This window comes from Microcoleus sp. Z1_B2 (assembly GCF_036700325.1).
Lineage (GTDB): Bacteria > Cyanobacteriota > Cyanobacteriia > Cyanobacteriales > Microcoleaceae > Microcoleus.
This window is the reverse complement of the sequence record NZ_JAUBOQ010000009.1, coordinates 94052-116915: the sequence shown is the minus strand read 5'-3', so window position 1 is coordinate 116915 and position 22864 is coordinate 94052. Positions and strand designations below refer to the sequence as shown.

Genomic DNA, 22864 nt, shown 5'->3' with positions numbered 1-22864 from the left:
ATAATTGTCAACTCCGTTGGAGCGTTAGTTGAAACTTTACCCCTGTTTTTTTACCTCAAACTCGAAAAAAGGGATTGGGAGATTGGTCGATCGGCAATTACAACAGTTGCAAAATGTGCATCCGGGGTCAAAAACCCTAAAAGGTCGAGTTTGAACAACTATTGTTACAAAGTTTAACATCTTACCAATTTTTTGTAATTCATCTCCTAACTGTAGTTGAACACTCGGCTAAGGCACAGCTCGGTAAAGGACACTGGTATTGTGGCACAAACCCCTGATTTAAATCTACCAGCAAGCCAGCTACCCACGATTAGAGAAGTCTGTTAAAATACAATTAAACTGATAAAAAAATTCTAGGTAAGCAATAGTCATATATTTTGGAAAGCTGCTTCCTCCCAACAGAGGGTCTTAGATTGAGAGAGTCCGAGGTATTCAAAAGCATAGTCAACTGGAAGTATAATTTATATAGTCTTAGATATGGGGTGCTCTAACTCCGATAACTCAAAAGTTTTCAGATCAGTCAAGAGGTTAGTCTGAATTCGGCGCAAGCAACCTGCGCCGAACTTGCGCCCCGAGTCTCCCAGCACAGAATTCATAGCTTGTTTTTCAAGGGAAGTATTGAGAAGGGCGGTTGCCAGCAACTAGACGGGCAGTTACACATGATGAAAGCACCCTTGCCTCTTGGTAAAAAAAAAGTGTTCAAGCTCCATAACATTGATTTGTATCAGCTTCTGGGATCTGATCCAGAGGCTTGCTTGGACAGTTTGGTCGGTTTGGCAGCTCAGATGAGCCGAACTCCTATTGCTTTCTTGAGCTTGATTGACGGTAATCGCCACTGGTTGAAGTCGCAGTTAGGTATCGATCGAACTTTGACCCACCGTTACCTGAATTTTTGCGCTCGCGCCCTAGACCCAACTCCCGAAGATTTCGCCCAGAGTTCAAACTCAAAGTCGGAATTTGACCGGGCAATTTCCCTGCAACAACCGCCCGTTGCTTCCGAATTTGCGATCGAACTTCCTATAAATTCCTTTAAAGAACTGCCTGCCGCCATTGTTAGAGACGCTTCCACAGATGTGAGATTTGGCGATCATCCGCTGATCGTTTTCTACCCCTTCGTGAAATTTTACGCCGGAATCCCAGTTGTCAGCTCTGAGGGGCAGGTGCTGGGAGTGCTATCCGTCATGGACTCGGTGCCGCGAGACTTGACAAAAGAAACGATAGAAGCTATGCAAGCTTTAAGTCGGCAAGTTGCGAGTTTGGTGGAGCTGCGCTGGCAATTAGTCAAAGCCCAGAAACAGTTGCCAGAGGTAGAAGATATCACCTCGGACAGCCCGCAAATCTCGGAGTTAGTTTCTGGCTCGAACCGATCGAGCTTGTCTGCGGTACCTACGCCACAGAGTAGCAGGACAATATACGGCACAAAAAACCTCCCGACGCTGGGGGAAACAGGCACATCTCAATATGTGTGGGAAGCTTCAGCGGGCATCGGGCGCGCGGACGATACCCAACAAATCCGAGAAATCGTTGCCGGCCCGGGCGACACATCCGATCGCCAACTGACGGCAGCGTCCCTACAAGAGCGAGCTCGCTTGGGAACCCTGCAAGCTAAAGTCGGTGCAGCCCTCGGACAAGGCGGGAAAATATCGGTCATCCTCAATCGCTGCACCGAGGCAATGGTAGAGTACCTCGACGCCACAGGGGCGAGCATCTGGACTTTCAACCAGCAGACAGAGCGGTTAGAATTGCAGGCCAATTCAGGACTTAGGAGCCAAGATTGGGCAAAAGAAATAGAAGATTGGGTGCCAACAGAAGTGGGAAAACTCCAAACGGCTCCTGTGTGTCTAATGTCGAACCCGTCTCTGTGTACCATTACCTATCCGTTGATTGTCGAAGAGCGGCTGGTGGGAGTGATGGCTCTGTGCAGTAGCGCTTTGGCAAGCGAGGGAGCGCTAGAAGTTCTGGGTTGCATTGCTAACGCCATCGCCGTGGCGATCGATCGCCACGCAGCCCGAGAAGAATTGTTGAGCCGCCGGGAAGGCCTGCTCTTCGGCCTCGCCAGCCAGATGCGGAATTCCCTAGACCTCGACAAAATTTTAGATACGGCTGTGAACGAAATTCGCAGCTTGTTGCAGGTTGACCAGTGCTACTTTTTGTGGTACTCCATCTCGCGAGACGGTCAGCCCAGCTTTGCAATTACCCACGAGGCGGCAAATCCCGAACTCAAAGAGCGGCTCACAGAATACCCGATCGAACAAGTAACGCTGCTGGCCGAGAAAATTAGCCACCGCCAAACCCTCCGGATCGGCGACGCTGCCACAGCACTGTGCATCGAACCGGCCACGCGAGCTTTTTTGAGAAGTATCGGGATTGTTTCTAACCTGCTGCTGCCGCTCAAGACTCGCTCCGGTCAAATGGGTGCTGTAGTTTGCAACCATTACAGCAGCCACCGTTCCTGGGCGACGAGCGAAGTGGAATTGCTGCAAGCGGTGGTGGATCAACTGGCGATCGCGATCGACCAAGCCGAACTCTACGCCCAAACCCGCGCTGCCGCCTTAGCCGCCCAAACTCAAGCCCGCCAACTGACGGAAACATTGCAGCAGTTGCAGCAGAAAGAAGCTCAGCTCATCCAAAACGAAAAAATGTCCTCTCTCGGTCAAATGGTCGCCGGCGTCGCCCACGAAATTAACAATCCGGTTAATTTTATTTACGGAAACTTGACTTATTGCAAGCAGTACATGAAAAATCTGCTGGATTTGCTGCACTTGTATCAAAAGCATTACCCCGAGCCTTGCCCCGAAATTCTCGACAAAAACGAAGAAATCGATGTTGAGTTCATAGTGCCGGATTTGCTGAAAATTCTGTCTTCAATAGAGATGGGAACTGAACGCATCCGCCAAATTGTCCTGTCTCTGCGGAACTTCGCACGGCACGACGAAGCAGAGATGAAGCCGGTGGACATTCACCAAGGGATTGACAGCACGCTGCTGATTTTGCAGAGTCGCTTGAAGTCAAACGGGCTAGTGCCGGGAATTGAGGTAATTAAAGACTACGGCGACTTGCCGAAGGTAGAGTGCTATCCCGGACAACTCAACCAAGTATTTATGAATATTTTGGCGAATGCGATCGACTCTTTGGAAAATCAGCCTCCACCCAAGACGATCAAAATCTCGACGGCGGTGGTGAACCCAGACTCGGAGGCTGATGAGTCAGGAAAGTCGAGGGGTCAAGTTGTGGTGATTCGGATTCAAGACAGCGGGCCCGGATTGCCCGAAAAAGCTAAATGCCACTTGTTTGACCCTTTCTTTACCACTAAACCTGTAGGCAAGGGTACGGGGCTCGGCTTGTCTATCAGCTACCAGATAGTGGTGGAAAAACACGGAGGAAGTTTGAAGTGTATCTCCGAACCTGGACAGGGAGCGGATTTCAGGATTGAAATCCCGGTAGCTCGCCCCCCTGCGATCAAAGAATAAACCTGCGGGCGATCGGTCTCAAAAAGATTTTTAAAATTTTCTTGTCAAAATGCTTGACAGATTCCTGTGTTTGAATGTTAAGATAGTGAAGGTTAAGACGTTGGGGCGTCGCCAAGTGGTAAGGCAGCGGGTTTTGGTCCCGCCATTCAGAGGTTCGAATCCTTTCGCCCCAGTTAAATTGTGTCCGGTCAATCAATTGTTGAACTCATTGTTTCTATTCTGACCAAGGGCGACGAGCGATTAAAAGGGCGGGTTTTTGAGATTGTCAATTGTTGGCAGATATTTTTCGTGAACCCGCCCCTACCGTATTAGGGGTAATCGAGCGGAAATAATATCATAGGATATCAGAAACCGGGTTTATTCCTGCGGGTTTTACCTAAAATCCTAGATTGGTGGTCAAGAAATTGGTTTTTTTGGTCGCCAGTTTCCATTTTTCGCAGAAACCGTTGTTTGTGCGTAAGATCACTTCTGACTGCGCCGGAATTGTATAGCAGAAGGAAGAAGGAAGAAGGAATAAAATCAATCGTTTCACCCATTAACAACGTCCTAACCGTCTTGGCGGTTGCTATAAAATCGAGTTAACATTCAACACTCATATCAAATCCGGTTGCATTGCAATGATTAAACCGCTGTTGACGCCGAGAATACAGAGGAAGAGAACAGAGAGATGAATAATTCCGATGCTACCGGATTTGAGATCAACCATCATTCAGTTTTTCGACTAACAGTCAACACTCAACAGTCAACAGGCCCTACTCCATATCACTGCAAAGTGCTGGGGCCACGAGCATTTAGCCGATCGAAAACGTATCGGGAAATTGCCGGAAATGCTGTTTCGTCCTTGGAATAAGCCGGATCGTCTGCGAAAACAACTAAGATATAAATCGCGCGATCGTCTAAAGTTCTGACAAAGGCCGCTTCGCTGCGGGATTTGGAAGTATAGCCTACTTTGGAACCAAAATAAATATTAGTTGGTAAAGATTCGCCAAGAAATCCTTTTATCGAATTGCTAGGGTCATTTTTCCATGCCTTGGGGTCTAAGTCTCTAGTCAGCAAGTAAGCCATTTTGCGACTGGCGACGCTGGAAACGGCTTGCCTCGTATAGATTTCATATATTAATCTTGCCGCTTGGTCGGTAGTTACTTGATTGCGAATCGGCACAGAAGCATCGCCCCGCAATTGCAAGTCGCGACCGATTGGCCCTTCTTGTCTTAAATAGTATATGGGATAATTTTTGGTGCTTATACGAAGATCATTGTAGCCGGCGGACTGGAAAAATGTGTTAATTTGAGTGCGCTTTTTCAGCCAGGTTTGCAACTCTTCTCCTGCGAGCCTGCCGCCGGATTTTGTATCTGTGATTTTGTCTAAAATTCGGCTAGCAGCATCGTTGTTGGAGACGCGAATCATTTGTTCTAGGTCGTTTTTAAATGCAGATTCTCTTTGCGTAATGATGCCTTTTTCTATGGCTGAGTAAAAGGCGGCCATCCAAAATAACTTGGCAACGCTAGCGGGAAATCGGAGAGTTTGATTTTGATATCCGGCAAAGGTGTGACTTTGGGAATTGCTGACATCAAATAAGGTAATTGATAGCCGTTCTGCGGGCATTCCTTTGGTGGTTGCAATCTTCACAGCTTCATCAACAATCCCTTGCAATTCTTGAGAGTAAACTGGATTGGGAGGTGTTTTTATGTTGTAGCTAAAGGTAGGCTCGCTTTGACGATCGGCTAAATTTTCCGATGGTTCAATTGTCGGAGGCGAGAGTGTTTCTTGAGGCGAGACGGCCTGTTGAGCCAAGATGACTGGTGGTTCTGGGGCGCGGCGAATTCTGAACGGTATTGTGACAATCCAACCGATCGCGATCGCCCCGGCAATTAAACACAGGATGTTACGGTATTTTAAGCGAGAAAATTTCGTCCTGACTCGACGACGGGATTTGACAGGAGGCTGGCTGCTTTGGCGTCGTGGCCCGATTGCGCCTAGGGGCTCTATTGGGCGTCGGGGGGAAATTGGGCGGGGGCGGCGTCGGCGTTCTACTTGCATTACAGTTTTGTGCTATCAAACTCGCACGATCAGTTTATAATAGGGCGGCATCTAAATGACAAGTGTATCGATCTAGTCCGCTGTTGCCAATTTTATCGGTCTACTAGGCTGATTGAGAATTCTAGTAATTGTAAAATTTTCAGGATAGCACTGAGTTGAAGCAAAATCCTTGGAAAAACATGAAAAATTTTTGGAGTCTGGCTGTTTTGGGATTTGCGATCGTCGGCGTGAATAATTCTTTGATACCTGATGTTTGGGCATTTCAGTCTCAATCTACTACGGGATATGTTGTCGATCGACAGACAGCAGGACAGGGCGCGGATCTAGCGTTTTCCTTGACGGGAGAAAGCGAAAATCTGGAATTAACAAACAAGCAAACTGTTTCCAGTTTTCCGAGTATGTTGTGGGACTTCAACAATTTAGCGGAAATTTCCTATTCCGAATTGCTGAAACTGCTGGCGAGACGATCGGACTCCAATAATACCGAGAGAGAAACCGTTGCACAGCCTGAAGACATAGCACGTTTTGAAAAGGTTGTACAGTATGCAAAACAACAAAATTTGCACGATCGCTCGATGGGAGAAATCGTCCAGGCGATCGCCGATAACTTCCTAGGGAAGCCCTACGCCGCTGGCTTGCTGGACAAATCCGGCGAAGAAAAGTTGATCGTAACTTTGAATAAATTTGATTGCGTTTTATTTGTAGAAACCGTTTTGGCGATCGCCAGGGGCGTAGCAGTACAAGATTACGACTATCAAAACTTTGTAAATCGCATAGAAGAACAGCGGTATTTAAACGGTAAAATGAACGGTTATTGCAGCAGATTGCACTATTTTTCCGACTGGATTAACGACAATCAAAAACGGCAAACTGTGGAAAATATCACCGCCGAATTAGGCGGAGTGCCCATGAATAAAACACTAAATTTCATGAGTCAGCACCGCAGCAGTTACCCGCAAATGCTCAAAGACGAAGCAACTTATCAGTGCATAGTCAGCCAAGAAGCCGACTTAGCCAAAACTACTGTTAATTACATCCCCACAAATCGCATAAAAAGTGTTTATTCTCAGTTAAAACCAGGGGATATTGTAGCGGTAGCCACCGATGTTAAAGGATTGGATGTCACCCACACAGGTTTAGTCTACCGCAATGCGGACGGCAATATGGGTTTAATTCACGCTTCGCCGGCTGGGGAGGTAACAGTTGCTTACGACTTACAGAGATATATTAGCAGAGTCGAAAGTGCGATCGGAATAGTAGTCGCTAGGGCGAAAACACCTAATTAAATTAGTTTGTACTCCTAGGTTGCATCAGCTTGCATTATTTTAGCTGCCAATTCACAATTTCTGTACTGATATCAAATCCGGTAGCATCGTCCTGTATTCATCTCTGTATTCTCTCCCTCTGCGTTCTCTGCGCCCTCTGCGGTTAAATCATTCCGATGCAACCGGAAACGATATGACGCACCCTACCAAGTAGAGAAACCGGGTTTTTTGCCGAATTTGCGGATGGCAACCCGTCTTTTTGTAAAAAAACCCGGTTTCTGGGCCCCCATGCGTCAGCCTCAAATCAATTGACAATTTCGCTGCGAGATACCTTACTCTTTCTAGCAGGATTTGGCGTTAATTCCGGCGGCGAAACTTGAACACTTCCCCACTCATTCAAAAAGCTTTTCAGCAAAACCTCTTGCTGAGTGCGAAATGTCTCGACATTTGCCCCTCCATTCATAATCACAAACCACACAGTTTCTTGTTTTTGAGTTGGCAAAGCTCCGCCCAAAGCGCTAACATTATCCAACGTGCCCGACTTGACCACTGCTAATTGGGGTAGCGGCCGTTCTGATAGTATTCCTTCATCTTTCCCAACTACAGTTAAGACATCAGCAATTGTCATGCTGTAAGGTTCAAGATAGCGTTCTAAAGCTATAAACAACGCGCAAGCAGCCCGGGGAGAAATGAGATTTTCTTCGCTCAATCCCGAACCGTTGACGAGTTGAATTTCTGCGGGAGGAACTCCGGTTGCTGCTGCTGCTTTTTGCGCGACTGTTTTAGCGCCACCGACAGTATCAGCTAGCATATCTGCCATGAGATTGTTGCTGTACTGATTCATTTTTTTGATCAGTTCAGCGAGGGGCAAAGAATAATGTTTGACTAAAGGCTGCACGTCATTGGGAGATGCTGACAAAACTTTTACAGAACCCTCAATTGCTATTTGGGGTTTCGGCGTATTTGGAGGCAGGGTTTGATACTGGGCGGCGGCTTCGCTGGACCAGATTTGACTGTTCAATCCTTGTTTGAGCAATTCTCCCGATTTGAGGGGATCAAGTTCAAAGTTCATGTAAAACTTATCGACAATTATCAAATTGCCACTGACTCGCTTGATCCCTTTTTGACTTAAGGCGTTACCAAGGGCGATCGCCTCTTCCCAGACAAACAACGGATCGGCGTTTCCCTGTATAATTAAATCGCCTTTTAATACGCCGTTTTCAATTTTTCCAGTTGTACCAATTAAGGTAATAAATTGATGTTCCGGCCCGAATTGTTGCAGCGCTACGAGAGATGTTGCTACTTTGGTAATAGAAGCGGCTGACAGAGGAACGGTACCTTGATGATTGGCTAGCAAAGTATTGCCAGATTGCATCCAGACGCCTTGGTTTTCTTTGGCAAAACCTTGGGCGGCCAACTCGTTGAGATATTGCTGGATTTTGGTATTTGTGGGGGTTTCGGGATTGGTAGCAGAGACTATTAATGGCTGCTGAGGCTGACTTGGTTTAACCGGCGGCGGGGAGGATTCAGCTACAGGAGAGGGAGATGCAAGTTGAGCTGATTCAGTAGCGGCGCATCCGGCAATAATTGTGAGAAGGGCGATCGAACTCGCAGCAGTCAAGTAGCGGTTTTTCAGCATTACTTTAATTTTTTTCATCATAATGTACGATCGTCTGTTCGGCACGCCCGATGGAAAGTTTAGCATTCTTCTCGCGCGTGGGGCGAGCCTCCGGATCTGCATTACCAAACTCCCGAACCGCTAAAATTGCCTATCTTCTTCCTTCTCCATCTTTCTTCGCGCACTTCGCGTCTTCGCGGTTGGTTAAATAGAGATTGTTTAAAGACTGCGGAATTTTATACCAATAGTCCGGACTGTTTTTAGTTCGTAGTCTGAAACCCTCGATTTTTCGTTGGTATCTCGATTGCCTTGGAGCCGGGAAACCCTTATTCTACGGTTGGTAATCAAAAACTGTTTGAAGTATTGAAATCTAAAATCTAAAATCTAAAATCTAAAATAGTCTGATCTTCAGCGCCTGGGGCCTTCACCCCAGGCCGATCGCTCTCACAAATTTAAGGGTAAACTGGTTTATCCGGCCATACTCCCTATACTCAGTGGCACCATTTCGCCGTGCATCGTCAGGCCTAATAACATCGGGCCGCCCGGTCGGATCAACTCTCCTGTAAGCGCGCAGCGTTCCTCCTGCTGTGCTGTGGCATTAATGCTAGCTCGAATATCCGATCGAGAAAACATCTGCCGATACTCTCCAGACTTCTGCTGCACGTAATTCCAGAGCAAATCTCGAATTAAAGCTTGATAGCCTTGATTGCCCGCGAGCTCTTTAAGTCTCTCCTTGAGCTCTCTTTCGAGTCGAATGCTGGTGACTTCCATTTCGGTGGTTGAGGTTCTAGGTAGGGTATGCATAATTTTTTCTCCGTGACGGGTGGACATATGTGTAATATCAGTGTAGTATGTTTACAGCTAGATTGAAAGCCTCTTAACCACCTTCTGCCGACTTTGAAATTTCTCCCCACCTACTCCACCTATCAACTGAAGTGCGATCGCCCCACGGGTCGCTCAGAGTCGTCACGGCACGTCTTTAGCAATGGTTTTGCGACTGTTGCAGCGACTTCGTGGGCGGGCTTGGGCCTAATAAAACCTGGTTATAGTGGATTAGGACAAATTGCAGAAATTAATGACAACGAGGTAGACCGGGACGGTCTGCAAGTGGCACAGCCATATCGAGAGAGGCGAAGCGGGAGGTACAGCTAAACTACTGTACCAAGACAGGATGAAAATTTGCATGAAAGCAGTTTTTCTGGCCCCCGCTTCTCTCGTAAGAGAAGCGGGGGCATTTTGATTGGATATTTGAGAAATTCGATCGGCTTGGGGAACTGGGAAAAAACCAGATGTAGCCAATGCTGACGAAGCAAGCAAGATTCAAAATCTAAAATCTAAAATCTAAAATCCAAAATCCAAATGAGGAGGAGCAAGCCGTGACCGTAGTAACTGATGTATTGAGGCAATCTGTGGTGGTATTTTCTCAGAATTACCTACCGATGAGCCGTGTCAACATCAAACGGGCGATCGTACTGTTGGTAACAGGCAAGGCTGAACCTCTTGATTTTAGCATTGGCAACGGCTGGCTGGTACGATCGCCCAGCACCAGCATCCACGTACCCGAACAAATCCGCTTGACTTTTGGTAACAGGGAACGCCTGTGGAAAGTGCCCCCGGTGAATCGCCGGGAAGTTCTGCGCCGCGATGCTCATTCTTGCCAATACTGCGGTAGCAATCGGCATTTGACGCTGGATCACGTGATGCCTCGATCGAAGGGCGGCCCGCATACTTGGGACAATGTGGTGACGGCTTGCGAACGGTGCAACTCTCGTAAGGGCGATCGAACTCCCGTAGAAGCTGGAATGTCTCTGCGAACTAAGCCGAAAGCCCCCATACACCCCACTGTTGCTTTTGCCGAACTGTTTTGGCACGAATATCAAATAGGGGAATAGGGCATGGGAAGAATTTTAGATTTTAGATTTTAGATTTTAGATTTTAAATTGATGCGTAATGCTCATCTAAAATCTGCCCTAAATCCCAATTCCAAATTCCCGATCGCCAATTTTCAATTACCAATTTTCAACTTTCAATTCCAAATTTAGGGCTGTCAATATGCTGAAGTTGACTTACACTGAAACGGGCTTTAACCTCGAGCGTTTGGCTCAATCTCCCGAACAGTTAGTGGCGCTGCGAGTTGTGCTGGCTATGCGAGTTGGTCAAAGCATCAGCGTCGAACCGAGCACTGCGGCATTTTTGCTGCCCGCGAATTTGTCGGCGCTGTCTCTGTTGGAATCTGAGGCGCGCCGAAACGACAACGATGCGATCGCCCTTTGTGTTGCTGATGCTGACTTTGTAGAAGTGACTCTGCGCGGTACGTGGATTTCTGACGCGTCTGAGGGGGCCCAGGGCGTGTTTGCGACTGTTTTGGGCGATCGGGCAGAGCTCTTGCTGCTCAAACTCTGGCTGGAAACTCAGGCTGCTGCGGAGGTTGTCGGGGAAGTCGGCGATTAATATCGGATGTGGAAGGAAGAGGGAAGAAGGAATAGGGAAGAAGCAAGAAGGAAATATTTTCTTCATATCGCACTCCCCCACTTTCTCCCCCTCTCCCGCCAGAAGCGCACTCAATTCCATTCTCCTTGCAGCCCAAAAGCAGCCCAATAATAAGGAGATTGCCATTCTGGAAGCTGTAGCACTTCGATTTGCGCCGATCGCAATGCCGCAGCAGGCGCCAACTTATCTTGGAGCATTTTTTTGTAAAATCGTGTCATCAACTCAGAAGTTACTTGATCCTCAACACTCCACAGAGAAACCACCACACGCGGCGCACCCGCATACATAAACCCTCTCGTCAAACCCACCAACCCTTCTCCTTTAACATCTTTTCCCAAACCCGTCTGACACGCACTCAGCACCACCAATTCAGCCGGTAAATTGAGATTAAAAATATCATTCAGTCGCAAGTAGCCATTTTGTAACGTACCTTTCTCATCAACCAAAGAAAGCACCAATCCCGATAATTCTGGATGTTTGCTATTAGCAAATCCGTGCGTAGCGAAATGAACAATGCGATATTGAGATAAATCAGGATCGGTTGCCGTGGTACGATTAGCCATAAAGTCAAACGCTTGTTTTTCCAAATCATCCGGTACCAAAGCCAAGATTTGCTCAGCTTCAGTTCGCGAGAAAGGTAGGCGAGTCCAATAAATGTTAGCCTCAGAGGCTGATCTCTGTAATTGTTGCGCTTCCACTGGCAGATTTTCAACAGTTTGATTCTTCGCTACAGAGGATGTACTCGTGCCTTTGAGCCGTTCATCGTCAGTGCTAAAAACTGGATCTGCAAACAAGGCGATCGCCTTTGGAGCCGGTTCACGAGTCGCCATATCCCGCCGCAGAATTGCTAAAGTTGAAGCAGAAGGCAGATTAACAATTTCATGCTTAACTATTAGCGGCGCTTCAGATTTTTCCAGAGTAAGGGCGCCAAAAGGAATGTATTGCAAGGCTCCATCCGCAACAATTAGCAAGCGCTTGTTGCCCAACTCAGAAGCAACCGGAGCGAGAATCATTTGGCTCAGAAGTGCAGCAGATTCAGCAACCATTTGAGGAGAGGTTCTCGTGGTCTCTTTGGTTAAAGTATCGCGGAAATTCTTAGCCGTAGCTTCAATCTCGGTGCGAGAAGGGAGTTCGTAACTGGTGAAAGAAGTTTTCGTCACCGCCCACAAATAACTGCGCTCCTCACCCAGAGAATATTCTAAAAGTAGCGTATTGTCATCGAGTACCTGTTGTTGAATTTGTGGCAAGTTGAGAGGTTCGGGATATTTGAGGGCAGCGTAACGAGGACTGCTAGCGCGAATTTTAGCTTCTATTTGAGCAAGTTCCTTGAGAATCGTATCGATTTTTTGTTGAATTTCATTCACAGCTTCTTGGGTAGATTTAGCGATGACAATTTGGTATTTGCGAGTCTGAAAATCACTAAGTTGTTGTTGCAAATTTTGTTCTTGGGCTAGCAGTTGCGAGTCAACACCTTGGCGAATATTTGCGCTGGCTTCGCTAAGGAGTTCAAGCAGACTGCGGGCACGGGCACGTTCGCTAGCATGAAAGGCTTGTGCGTCGTAACCTTTATCGGGATTTTTCAGGTGCAGTTGCATCAACAAATCGATGTAAAACTGGTAATAATCTTGGTTGCGGGCAAAGTAAGACTGCCGCAGTTCTTGGCTACCGATTTGAGTGCGGAGGTTTTCAATAATATTAATTGCGGTTTCGATTTCGGTTTGGGCAACTGTGAGGTTATTTTGTTGGCGGTTTAAGATGGCTTGATTGTAGATGATGTGCGCTTCTTCTGTTTTGTAACCGAGTTGTTGGGATAGAGATAAAGCTTGGTTATAGTTTTCAATGGCGGTAGAACTTTGCCCTAAAGCAGCTTGTATTTTCCCCATTTGATTGAGGACTGTGGTTTCTTTTACTTTGTCGTTTAGGTGTCGGGAGATGCTCAGGGCTTGGTTGTACGCATTCAGGGCAGTTGACCATTCTTTTGAAGCGATGTAGGTGCTACCAATGCCAGTTAAGGCAGTAGCTTCTACTGCTAAATTACCTGCGGGTCGAGAGATGACTAGGGCTTTGTTGTAGGAGTCTAGGGCATTTTTCCAGTTTCCTGTAGCAGCGTGAATATTACCAATGTTGTTGAGGGTGTTGGCGACTGTCGCTTGGTCATTTAATTGATAAAATAAGGGCAACGCTTGGTTATAGTAATCCAGGGCTGTTTTCGGGTCAGCTAAATCAGTGTAAAGTTGACCGAGACTGTTGAGTAGGGCTGCTTGTTCTGTTTTAGCACCTGCTTGTTTTGATAATGGCAACGCTTGATTGTACGAGTCTAAGGCAGATTGAAATTGTCCGAAATTGACGTAAATCTTACCAATGGATAAGAGAGTCTGTGCAGCTTGGGCGTAGTTTCGCTCTGCACGATAGAGTGCGAGGGCTTCTTCTAACTTTTGAAGTGCGAGTTGTCTAGATTCGGCGGTTTCTTGGCTAGACAGTTGATTTCCCTTGAAAAATGCGACTTCAGCCGCAGAAACTTTGATTCCGGTGGCGATATCCCAGACACGGGCGGTTCTATCCCGACTAGCAGTCAGAATTTGGCGACCATCTGGGCTAAATACGGCACTTTCGACACTATCTTCATGTCCTCGGAAGATTGCTAACAAATTGCCTTGGTTATCCCACAGGCGGGCGGTTTTATCCTCACTAGCGGTGAGAATTTGGCGACCATCAGGACTAAATACGGCGGTGTTGACAGAACTGTCATGATCTCGGAATATGGCTAACAGATTGCCTTTGATATCCCATAGCCGGGAGAGTCTATCCCCACTGGTGATTAAAATTTGCCGACCATCCGGGCTAAATACGACGCTGCTGCTAGAACTAGAGCCTTTCTCTACATCCTTCTGCCCCCGAAACTCTGCTAGGAGATTGCCTTGGGTATCCCACAGACGAGCATACCCGTGGGAATCATTGCCGAGGGTAAGGATTTGCCGGCGATCGGGGGTAAAGATGGCATTATCAACCCACTCATGCCCCCGAAACTCTGCTAGGAGATTACCTTGGGTATCCCACAGACGGGCGGTTTTATCCGAACTGCTGGTCAGGATTTGAGTTCCATCTGGACTAAAGACTAGGGTGTTGACTTGATACTCATGCCCCCGAAACTCAGTCAGGAGATTTCCTTTGGTATCCCACAGACGGGCGGTACTATCTATACTAGCAGTGAGAATTTGATTCCCATCTGGGCTAAATACTGCCCTTGTAACAGAACCCTTGTGTCCTTGGAATTTTGCCAGGATATTACCTTTGATATCCCACAAGTAGGCAGTTTCATCACCCACTGCAAGGATATGTCGGCTATCGGGGCTAAATACTGGTCTGGAGAGCCTTTCTTTAGAAACTTGAAACTGGGTTAGAAGATTGCCGTTGGTATCCCACAGGTGAACCACTTTCTCGGTCGTGGTAAGAATATGGCGACTATCCGGGCTAAATACCGCACGCTGGACTTCCTGGTTCTCCTGTAACTCTGCCAGTTGAGCGTTATTTTGGGACAAGCTTTCCTGAAAGGTTTGTAGGGCAGCCATTTGCTCGGCTTGGGCAGTAATTGCCACTGACACATCCCACAACCGGGCAGTGCCTTCATTACCAGCAGTGAGAATTTGCCGACCATCTGAGCTAAAGACTGCACTGTGAATGGCACCTTCATGTCCCCGAAACACAGCTAAGAGATTACCTTTGGTATCCCACAACCGGGCGATTCCAGGGCCGAAAGTCTCACTGCTGGTCGTGAGAATTTGCCGGCCATCGGGGCTAAAAATTGCACTTCCAAGATGTGTTTCATCTACCCGAAACTCTGCTAAGAAATTGCCTTTTGTGTCCCACAGGCGAGCAGTTTCATCATTACTGGTCGTGAGAATTTGGCTGCCATCTGGGCTAAATACGGCGGTTTCCAGTCCCCGTTTGTGTCCTCGGAACTCAGCCAAGAGATTACCTTTGAGATCCCACAGACGGGCAATTTCATCATCACTTGCTGTCAAAAATTGACGACCATCGGGGCTAAAAACGACACTTTTGACGGCCTTCTCATGTCCGAGTGGGAATTCGGCTAAGAGATTACCTTTGGTATCCCACAATCGGGCAATTTTATCCTCACTGGCGGTGAGAATTTGGCTACTATCGGGACTAAATGTTGCACCGTTAACCATCCACTGCAATTCTTCTATGTCCTCAACTTTCCTGGGTACGCGCAACTCAGTGAGGAGATTACCTTGGCTATCCCACAAGCTAACCGGATAGCACTGACAATCGGTGGGGAGGATTTTGCTACCATCCGGGCTAAATACTGCATTGATGTGACTGCCCCCTTGCAATTCCGAGAAGGGAACATCTTGAGGATTCCACACACGAATCTTCTCGCTGATGTGACTGTCCCCCCGAAATTCAGAGAGGGGATTGCCTGTGATGTCCCACAAACGGATATTCTCACCATTGGTGGTGAGGATTTGCCGGCCATCTGGGCTAAATATGGCTCGATAGACGCCTTCTTCATGTCCTTTAAACTCTGCCAGGAGATTGCCTTTAAGATCCCATAATCGTGCCGTTTCATCTCGACTGGCGGTGAGAATTTGCCGGCCATCGGGACTAAAGACAGCACTGCTAACCAAACTTTCATGTCCCCGAAATATTGCCAGTTGAGCATTATTTTCAGACACACTTTCTAGAAGGGTTTCCCTAGCAACTATTTGCTCAGATTCAGCAGCAATCGAGGCTGAAACGTCCCACAAACGAGGCACGCGATCCCACCCGAAGGTGAGGATTTGCTTACCGTCTGGACTAAATACTGCACTCACTGCACTCTCATGTCCCCGCAACTTTGCTTTGAGATTGCCTTTGGTATCCCAAATTTGAGCAGTTCCATCTCGACTACTGGTTAGAATATGCCGGCCATCGGGGCTAAATCCTTGGACACCCCAGCGATAAACTTTATGTCCCTGGAATTCTGCTAAAAGATTGGCTTTAGTATCCCAAACCCTGGCTGTATCGCTACTAGCGGTGAGGATTTGCCGACCATCGGGACTAAATTCTGCACTGTAAACCGACTCTTTATGCCCCTGAAACACGGCTAACCCATTACCTTGGGTATCCCACAGACGGGCAGTTTTATCTGCACTAGCCGTGAGGATTTGGCTACCATCGGGACTAAATTTTGCATTAATGACACTATCCTTATGCCCTTGAAACTCTTTGAGAAGATTTCCGTTGATATCCCACAAGTAAACAATTCCATGGGAATCGACAGAAAGGATTTGGCGACCATCGGGGCTAAATACAGCTTTTGAGGAAACTAATCCGCCACTTGTTATCTTTTGATGACCTTGGAACTCAGCGAGGAGATTGCCGTTGATATCCCACAAATGAAATTTATCCCTAAAACCGGCTCGCTCGGAAAACCGACTAATGGTGAGAATTTGCCGGCTATCTGGACTAAATACGGCATTTATGACTTTATCGCCATTCTCAACCCCTCGGAACTCTTTGAGGAGATTGCCTTTGAGATCCCACAGGCGGATGGCTTCATACTCAGTAATGGTCAGAATGTGCTGGCTATCGGGGCTAAAGATAGCACGTCTGACTTCTTTGTCATGACCTCGAAATACCGTTAAATGATTGCCATTAAGATCCCATAGACGGGCAGTTTCATCCTCACTCGCCGTCAAAATTTTACTGCCATCGGGGCTAAAGACAGCACTGGTGAGATCCGCCTCATGTCCTAAAAACACGGCGAGTTGTCCAGCAAATGCTTGTACTGGTTGTTTTATTCCTGATGGGTTAAGGTTTTCTGTTGTTGGTGATTGGGATGGCGTGGGAATCCTGGGTTGGCCGCTGATGGGGATGCTGTAGGTAGTAGCGAATACAACTCCCATCACCAGAGGGAGACAGCGATGCACTTTTCGGTATTTATCTGGCAGCATAATTGTTTTTTGGGAGAGTTAAGAATTGGGAGAGGGGGGTCAACTAAACCTTTCTCTAGCGAATCCGTAAAAGCCAAAAGCTATAGTTTCTTTTTGGATAGGCAAATCTGCTTAGCGTTGGCTCATTTTTTACCGAGGTGATTAAAATTAAGATTGGCTGGGCGTTAGTTGTCAAAAAAAAATATTTATGTTAAAGAGAAACTCTATCATTTTTTATAATCTTTGTCTGTCATTGGCTGCGTCAACGGTGAGGAAAAGACGTTAAGGGATGTAACTTGAATCGGCGGCGGGGCGTTGGCTCGTCGATGTTATTATCTTTTGACCCACATCTGCGGAATGTGGGTTTTATGAACAGGCAAGATGCCTGTTCCACAAGAAAATTTATATTTTGTGGAACAGGCATCTTGCCTGTTGCTGACAATGATGCCAGATATCAGTAAGTCCCTTTAGGGTGTATAAATTATATTGAAGTAAATGCCGTTATCTTGCAGATTGTCGCCTTTATCGCTAATTCTCACCAAAGGAAAAGCGTAATCTACTCGCAGGTTCACCCGCTGTATTGGTTCCCAGATTACCCCCAAACCCAGACCTGCTAAAAATGTCTGATTGGTTAATGTATTAGGATTGTTCGCAACGTTCCATACGGTACCCGCATCCAAAAAAGGAGCCAATTGAAGTTTGGGATTTCCCGAAGCATCGCGTTGTAAAGTAATCCGATCTTCGATGGAAACTCTGAAGCCGTTATCACCAGAACGGACGTTTTGGCGATAGCCGCGCAAAGATTGTCCGCCGCCAATTACAAATTGCTGGGAAGGCAACAAACTATTAGCTGACAACTGTAAGTCTGCCTGCAAAATTAATAAATGTTTGTCATTCAATCGCTGTACTCGCTGCACTTGACCCAGCCAACTCAAAAATTGTCCGTCGGGATCGGAACCTTCGTTTTGAGTAGCATCAAACAAGCTAGTGCCGATCGTAAATTGCGATCGCACGGCCCAAGCACCCTGCGGGTCGCGCCGAATGTAGTCCTGTCCCAGCTTAATTGCACTCGTAGTGCTGACACCATTGGAGTCCGGGCCGGTGCCAAAAGGAAACGGTTCGCCTTCGAGAAAAGTTCTGCCTGTCTGATAAGTAAAACCAGCAGATAAGGCAAATTCTTCGATCGGCGTTCTCCGCAGCGGCTGGCGGTAACTAACTTCAAATAAATGCGATTTTCCCGAAATGTCAAAACGGTTAAAAGGTGCTTGTACGATACTGTTGCGATTCGGTGCCGCCCTCAATTGCAAAGTGCCGTTCATCGCATTTAGCGGCACGCGATAGCTAAAATCAAACACGTCTGAATCGCCGAGCGATCGATAATAAGCTGCTGCCAGTTCGTCGCCATTTCCTGTTATATTGCGGTGCCGCAAACTAACTCCCAATCTTTCGGAACCGACACTGGGAGGCGAGTAATTGTCAATGCTGAAAGTAGGTTGAAATGGATTAGCTTCCGAGACTCGGACGATCAGAATGCTCTCGGCTTCATTATCCCCGGCCCGCAGACTGGCTTCTACATTGTCAAATAAAGGATCGACTCGCAGCAGCCGGAGTTGGTCTTCTAATAAAGCTGTGCTTAAAGGCCTTCCGGCACCGAGTCGAATCCGGCTGCGGATGTAACTTGGATTCAATCTTTTAGTTCCTTCTACCTCAATTCGGGCTAGCTTGCCTTCAATCACTTGAATTTGGACTACCCCTGCGGTGATAGTTTGGGGCGGCAAGACTGCTCTCGAAGTGATGTAGCCACGATTGAGGTAAATTTCGGTAATTTTGTCGGCGATTTGTTTGAGCTGTTCTAGGGTGGTAGAACGGCCTTCTAAGGGGTTGACTAAGGCATTAATTTCGTCTTGGCTTAAAATTGTGCTGCCAACTACTTGAATTTTCTGCACATCAATTGGTGTATTCGGCAGCGTTGGGGGAACTGGCGACGGAGACGGCGGCGCTACTGTGGGCGGTACTTGGGGAGGTTCTGGGGAAGGCTGCGGGGCCGGTTGCAGAAATCGATCGCGATTGGGATCTGGCTGAGTCGGCGGCGACGGTAACAGCGGATTTGGTACTAGATCGCGGTTTAAGTCGGGCGGGAGGTTTCCCGGTGGCGTCTGCGGGTTCTGGGCTAAAAAATTACAATCTAGCGGGTTCTGACATTGGCGATCGTTGTCAACCAGATTTGTTGCTTCGGGCAAGAAGCCCGTACCACAATCAATCAAACTGCTTGTGGAACAGGCTTCTTGGCTGTTCTGTGCCCGGTTCGATGGTCTTTCTGGTTCAGGGTTGGTCTCGATCGCATCGGGAAGCTGATTTAAGTTTGTTGCTGTTTCATCCTGCTTGATTTCTAGTTTTTGCAGTGCTAATACTTGATTGCCCGTATCTGCTGAGTTGTCAGCGGCGATCGGCAACTGAGAAATATCGTTTGTTTGGGATATAGCTTTATTGGCGTAAAAGCAAGCCATCGGGAGCGCTGTTAGAAGTGAAATCCCCAACCGAAATAGTGCAATATTTGCATTCGGGCGCATAATTAATAATTTCTCTAAAATAAGTTTGTCGGCTGCTTGACTATGCCAGTTTATCATTTAGTATTAGGCGAAATTTGACCATCAAAATTTCCACCGCCCGCCTTTCCAGATGCCAAAAGTCCGAACTGCCGATCGTTACAAAAATTTTAATTTATTTAGGACGATCGACCAAACAACCCGCAACAGGCAAAAATCATTTGGGGCGCTGCCAAATACCGCGATCGAAACCGAGCTTTTCGTACTTGCTGCACCCCTCATACTATTTTAGATTTTAGATTTTAGATTTTAGATTTGGCAATGACTCGCCCAAAAACGGATACCGTGCCCCGAATGTTCATCAGTGTAGATCCTAAAATTTTAGACTCCTGTTCCTGCTCCCAGATTCAATGCAGCAAGTAAATCTAAAATCTCAAATCTCAAATCTCAAATCGACTGACTTATGGGTATCAGGGTTTGGGGTACGGGCCTACCGCTGCATTCTTTGCGTGAAGCTGGTATCGAATTATTTTCTTGTGATAGGTGTTAACTCACTTGCGACTAAGGGTTCTTGGGCTATTTTGCCGAGTTCGACTGAATTCAAAACTGCTGACCATTTGATCGCTAAACTGGCATCGCTGGGAGACTGGATACGCAATTGAGCTAGAGTTGCCAGGTACTCGTACCAGAGATTTTGTTGGGCGAAGATGCTGAGCTTGGTGAGATCGGACGATCGATCCAACTCTGTTTTCACGGTTGGGGCGACTGCGGTGCGGTTGATCCACCCGGAAACGAGAACATCATCTTTTGTATTTTTTGGGTTGCATTTGATAGTAAAGTACCATTGATAGTTTTTGCCAACTTCCAAGGTTGGCGAGTTGTCGTCGGAGTCGAGGCTGACGCTAACTACACCTGCACGGCTAGTTACCATGCGAAAACTTTTTTTGTATAGTGTTTTGTCCCTTTCGTCTGCTAACTCAAACTGAACTGTTTTGTCTAGGGCTACGGGAAGGTAGTAGAAAAATGTTGGCTTTGCTGATATGGTTTGCCCCATAGTTGATTGGGGAATCAAGGCAGTTAAGGCAGTGGTGGCCGTGGGGCATTCTAAGCCACGGGTTCCTCCCCCTTCCCGCCTTCCGGGTACTCCGTCCTGTGGCGGTTGAAAGCTATTCCAGGCGGATCCCAATTGCTCGCTGTTGGGTCTACTTCCGCTTGCTTGGGCGGGTTGAACTGTTTGCCAGTTGAGGGGTAGCTGCGGTGGTGATGCGCGCTGGACAATGTTTGCGGGGCTGTTGAGAGCCTCTGCTGGTATTAAAAAACTACCGGCGGCCAGTGCCTTTAAAGACAGAATTAAGGAAAGAGCACTGATATTTAGAGCAGACTTCAAAGCCATGACGAACCTGCCTTCTGATGAACCTAGGAACTTTATCGCACGGTTTTATTCTATCCAAGGTTTTGACCGATATAGTAATCTGTTGTACTTAATTTATATCTTCAGGCAGATACGATTATTTGGGTCGCTCTGTTCAACATAGAATTCTCTGTCGCGTTTGTCAGTGGTAGCTTAGTAGTTATACTTACTTCCATTCACAGCAGCAGGTTGGGTTGAGCTTGTTAAACCCTAATATTCGGGGTGTTTTAACTCTAGCAAGAGGCTACAACGCGTCTTTTGGTAAAAACACCTGGTTGATGCGTCAGTCCTGGATATCAGGAAACTCGGCAATTTTGCTGGTGAACCTCAAGCGATCGGCTACAAGTTACAAATCAGTTTTTGTGTACAATACCGGCAAGAAATTTAGCATGAATCTCGATTCACCTGTTCTCTCGGACAAACAGCCTTCGGGGCTGCGGATGGTCAGACCCATCGGAGTCTTGGCACTGCACGGCATTGCTTTTTTAGGAAATAGGTTGTTCGCTGTCGATCGCGCCGAAGGGCTGCTATTGGAGATCGATCGAGAAAGTGACAACACTACTGTTTTGAATCCTTATCAAACGGCTAAGTTTGCCGGCGCAACGGGGCTGGCTATTTCGGAAGATACTCTCTGGTTTGCGCGGGATGAGGATATTTGTTGCTGTCGGGGCGCAATTCTGGACGGGGCGATCGCTGAACTCAAACCGGAACATTTTGTTTCGCTTTCTTATCCTGCTGACGGGATTGCTGTGTGGAAATCTACGCTTTATGTGACTTGCCAGAGATTGGGCTATATTCTGGTTTTTGACCTGAAAACTGGTCGGGAAATTACTCGGTTTTACGCCCCCGGTATTGGGGTAGAAAATATCACAGTCCGGGATGAGGAAATTTGGGTTTGCGACAAGACTGAGCAAACTGTTTACTGTTTGGAACGGGGAACTGGGGAGATTAAATTTAGTGTTTTGACTCCCTTTGAGTCGCCTTCGGGTTTGGCTTTTCACAAGGATTCGGAAACGGGGGAGGAGGTTCTGTACGTGGCTTATGCCGGGGATGAACTTTACATCCGGGATGACCCGAATTCGGAAGATCCTTTTCAGTTGACGAAGCGCGATCGCACTTTTATTCAGCCTTTGTCTTTTCACTACAATGAAGCCGATCGCTACGCTTTGTCAAACGGTTTTTTGATGGAAATGTCTTATGTGGAGGAACTGTCTCCTCTCGATGAGGTAGACATCGAAAATTTGGAGTGGCGGATTGCTTTGCCTTCGCAAACTCACCGGCAAAAGGTTAGGAAAATTACGCCGATTGGAATGCCTTTTACTGAGGAAATTCAGGAAGGGGAACGGGTGGCGGTGTTTAAGTTCGATCGGCTGCACCCTGGGGAACGCCGAATTTTTGGCTGGAAGGCTTTGTTAGAAGTTCGATCGATTAAGTATCAGTTGTCACCGAGGGATGTGGAAAAGATTCCGAAGCTGTCGCCGGAGTTTGCAGCTAAGTATTTGGTGGATAATGACAATTTGGCGATGGATACGGAAATTGTGCGATCGGCTGCTGTGGCTGCCATTGGCTCGGAAACTAACATTCTCAGGCAATTGCTGAGCATTCGTAATTTTGTTTACGATCAACTTTCTTACGGAATTAGGCCTCACATTGACACTCCCGATATTGTGCTGCGCCGTGGTATCGGTTCCTGCGGCGAATACGTGGGACTTTTGTTAGCTTTGGCTAGGTTAAACGGGATTGCTTGCCGCACGATCGGCCGCTACAAGTGCCCCGCTTTTGGTGACAGAAAAGGTGTGTCGCTGGAACCGGATTTCAATCACGTTTGGCTGGAGTTTTACATTCCGGGTTTTGGCTGGGTGCCGATGGAATCTAATCCTGATGATATTCAAGATAGAGGCCCTTATCCGTTGCGATTTTTTATGGGTTTGGCTTGGTATCACGTAGAAATTGGCAAGGGAATTCGGTTTCAAAGTCTCACTAGCGGCGGTCTTCCTTTAAATAAGGAGGAGGTTTCCGTGGGAAGTCTGGCAATTAATCATGTTAGGTTTACCATTTTGTCAGAGTTGCCAGCAGTTTGAAGGGAGT

General features: G+C 47.2%; 12 protein-coding genes and 1 tRNA gene. 6 read left to right on the top strand and 7 right to left on the bottom strand.

All coding sequences use genetic code 11. The features are described from left to right. Positions 1-659: 659 nt before the first annotated feature. Together QT984_RS07345 and QT984_RS07340 are read left to right on the top strand one after the other, a co-directional pair. Positions 660-3470, top strand: coding sequence for a GAF domain-containing protein (locus QT984_RS07345; RefSeq protein ID WP_333233690.1), 2811 nt, complete (start codon positions 660-662; stop codon positions 3468-3470). Between the two features lie 101 nt (positions 3471-3571). Then, positions 3572-3643, top strand: a tRNA-Gln gene (locus QT984_RS07340). A 589-nt stretch (positions 3644-4232) separates the two neighbouring features. Here the strand turns inward: QT984_RS07340 and QT984_RS07335 are convergent. Continuing rightward, entirely contained in the window at positions 4233-5510 is a 1278-nt protein-coding gene (locus tag QT984_RS07335) for a serine hydrolase (RefSeq protein WP_333056406.1), read from the bottom strand. A gap of 179 nt (positions 5511-5689) precedes the next feature. Between QT984_RS07335 and QT984_RS07330 the strand changes: the two genes are divergently transcribed. After that, positions 5690-6796: an N-acetylmuramoyl-L-alanine amidase-like domain-containing protein gene (locus tag QT984_RS07330; protein ID WP_333207816.1), complete on the top strand. Its 1107-nt coding sequence runs from the start codon at positions 5690-5692 to the stop codon at positions 6794-6796. Positions 6797-7079: 283 nt separating this feature from the next. On the opposite strand, the gene QT984_RS07325 is transcribed toward QT984_RS07330, so the two are convergent. Further along, positions 7080-8480: a D-alanyl-D-alanine carboxypeptidase gene (locus QT984_RS07325; protein WP_333313571.1), complete on the bottom strand. Its 1401-nt coding sequence runs from the start codon at positions 8478-8480 to the stop codon at positions 7080-7082. A 381-nt stretch (positions 8481-8861) separates the two neighbouring features. Further along, entirely contained in the window at positions 8862-9197 is a 336-nt protein-coding gene (locus tag QT984_RS07320) for a ribbon-helix-helix domain-containing protein (RefSeq protein WP_039886507.1), read from the bottom strand. 572 nt (positions 9198-9769) lie between these two features. On the opposite strand from QT984_RS07320, the gene QT984_RS07315 reads away from it, so the two are divergent. Both QT984_RS07315 and QT984_RS07310 read left to right on the top strand, forming a co-directional pair. Beyond that, a complete protein-coding gene (locus tag QT984_RS07315) occupies positions 9770-10285 on the top strand; it encodes an HNH endonuclease (protein WP_333056402.1) in 516 nt (171 codons plus the stop codon). Between the two features lie 160 nt (positions 10286-10445). Continuing rightward, on the top strand, positions 10446-10844 hold the full coding sequence (locus QT984_RS07310) for an alr0857 family protein (protein WP_333373672.1): 399 nt from the start codon (positions 10446-10448) through the stop codon (positions 10842-10844). 110 nt (positions 10845-10954) lie between these two features. Here QT984_RS07310 and QT984_RS07305 read toward each other — a convergent pair whose 3' ends face one another. The 4 genes from QT984_RS07305 to QT984_RS07290 all read right to left on the bottom strand — a co-directional run bounded on the left by QT984_RS07305 (position 10955) and on the right by QT984_RS07290 (position 20758). After that, complete coding sequence (locus tag QT984_RS07305; RefSeq protein ID WP_333373668.1) at positions 10955-16840, bottom strand: CHAT domain-containing protein; 5886 nt, start codon at positions 16838-16840, stop codon at positions 10955-10957. Positions 16841-17286: 446 nt separating this feature from the next. Next, entirely contained in the window at positions 17287-19446 is a 2160-nt protein-coding gene (locus QT984_RS07300) for a ShlB/FhaC/HecB family hemolysin secretion/activation protein (RefSeq protein WP_333056399.1), read from the bottom strand. A gap of 78 nt (positions 19447-19524) precedes the next feature. Then, positions 19525-19647: a hypothetical protein gene (locus QT984_RS07295; protein ID WP_333207822.1), complete on the bottom strand. Its 123-nt coding sequence runs from the start codon at positions 19645-19647 to the stop codon at positions 19525-19527. Between the two features lie 244 nt (positions 19648-19891). Then, entirely contained in the window at positions 19892-20758 is an 867-nt protein-coding gene (locus tag QT984_RS07290; protein ID WP_333056397.1) for a DUF928 domain-containing protein, read from the bottom strand. A gap of 407 nt (positions 20759-21165) precedes the next feature. Between QT984_RS07290 and QT984_RS07285 the strand changes: the two genes are divergently transcribed. Further along, positions 21166-22857, top strand: a complete 1692-nt coding sequence (locus QT984_RS07285) for a transglutaminase domain-containing protein (RefSeq protein WP_333056422.1) — start codon at positions 21166-21168, stop codon at positions 22855-22857. Positions 22858-22864: the final 7 nt, after the last annotated feature.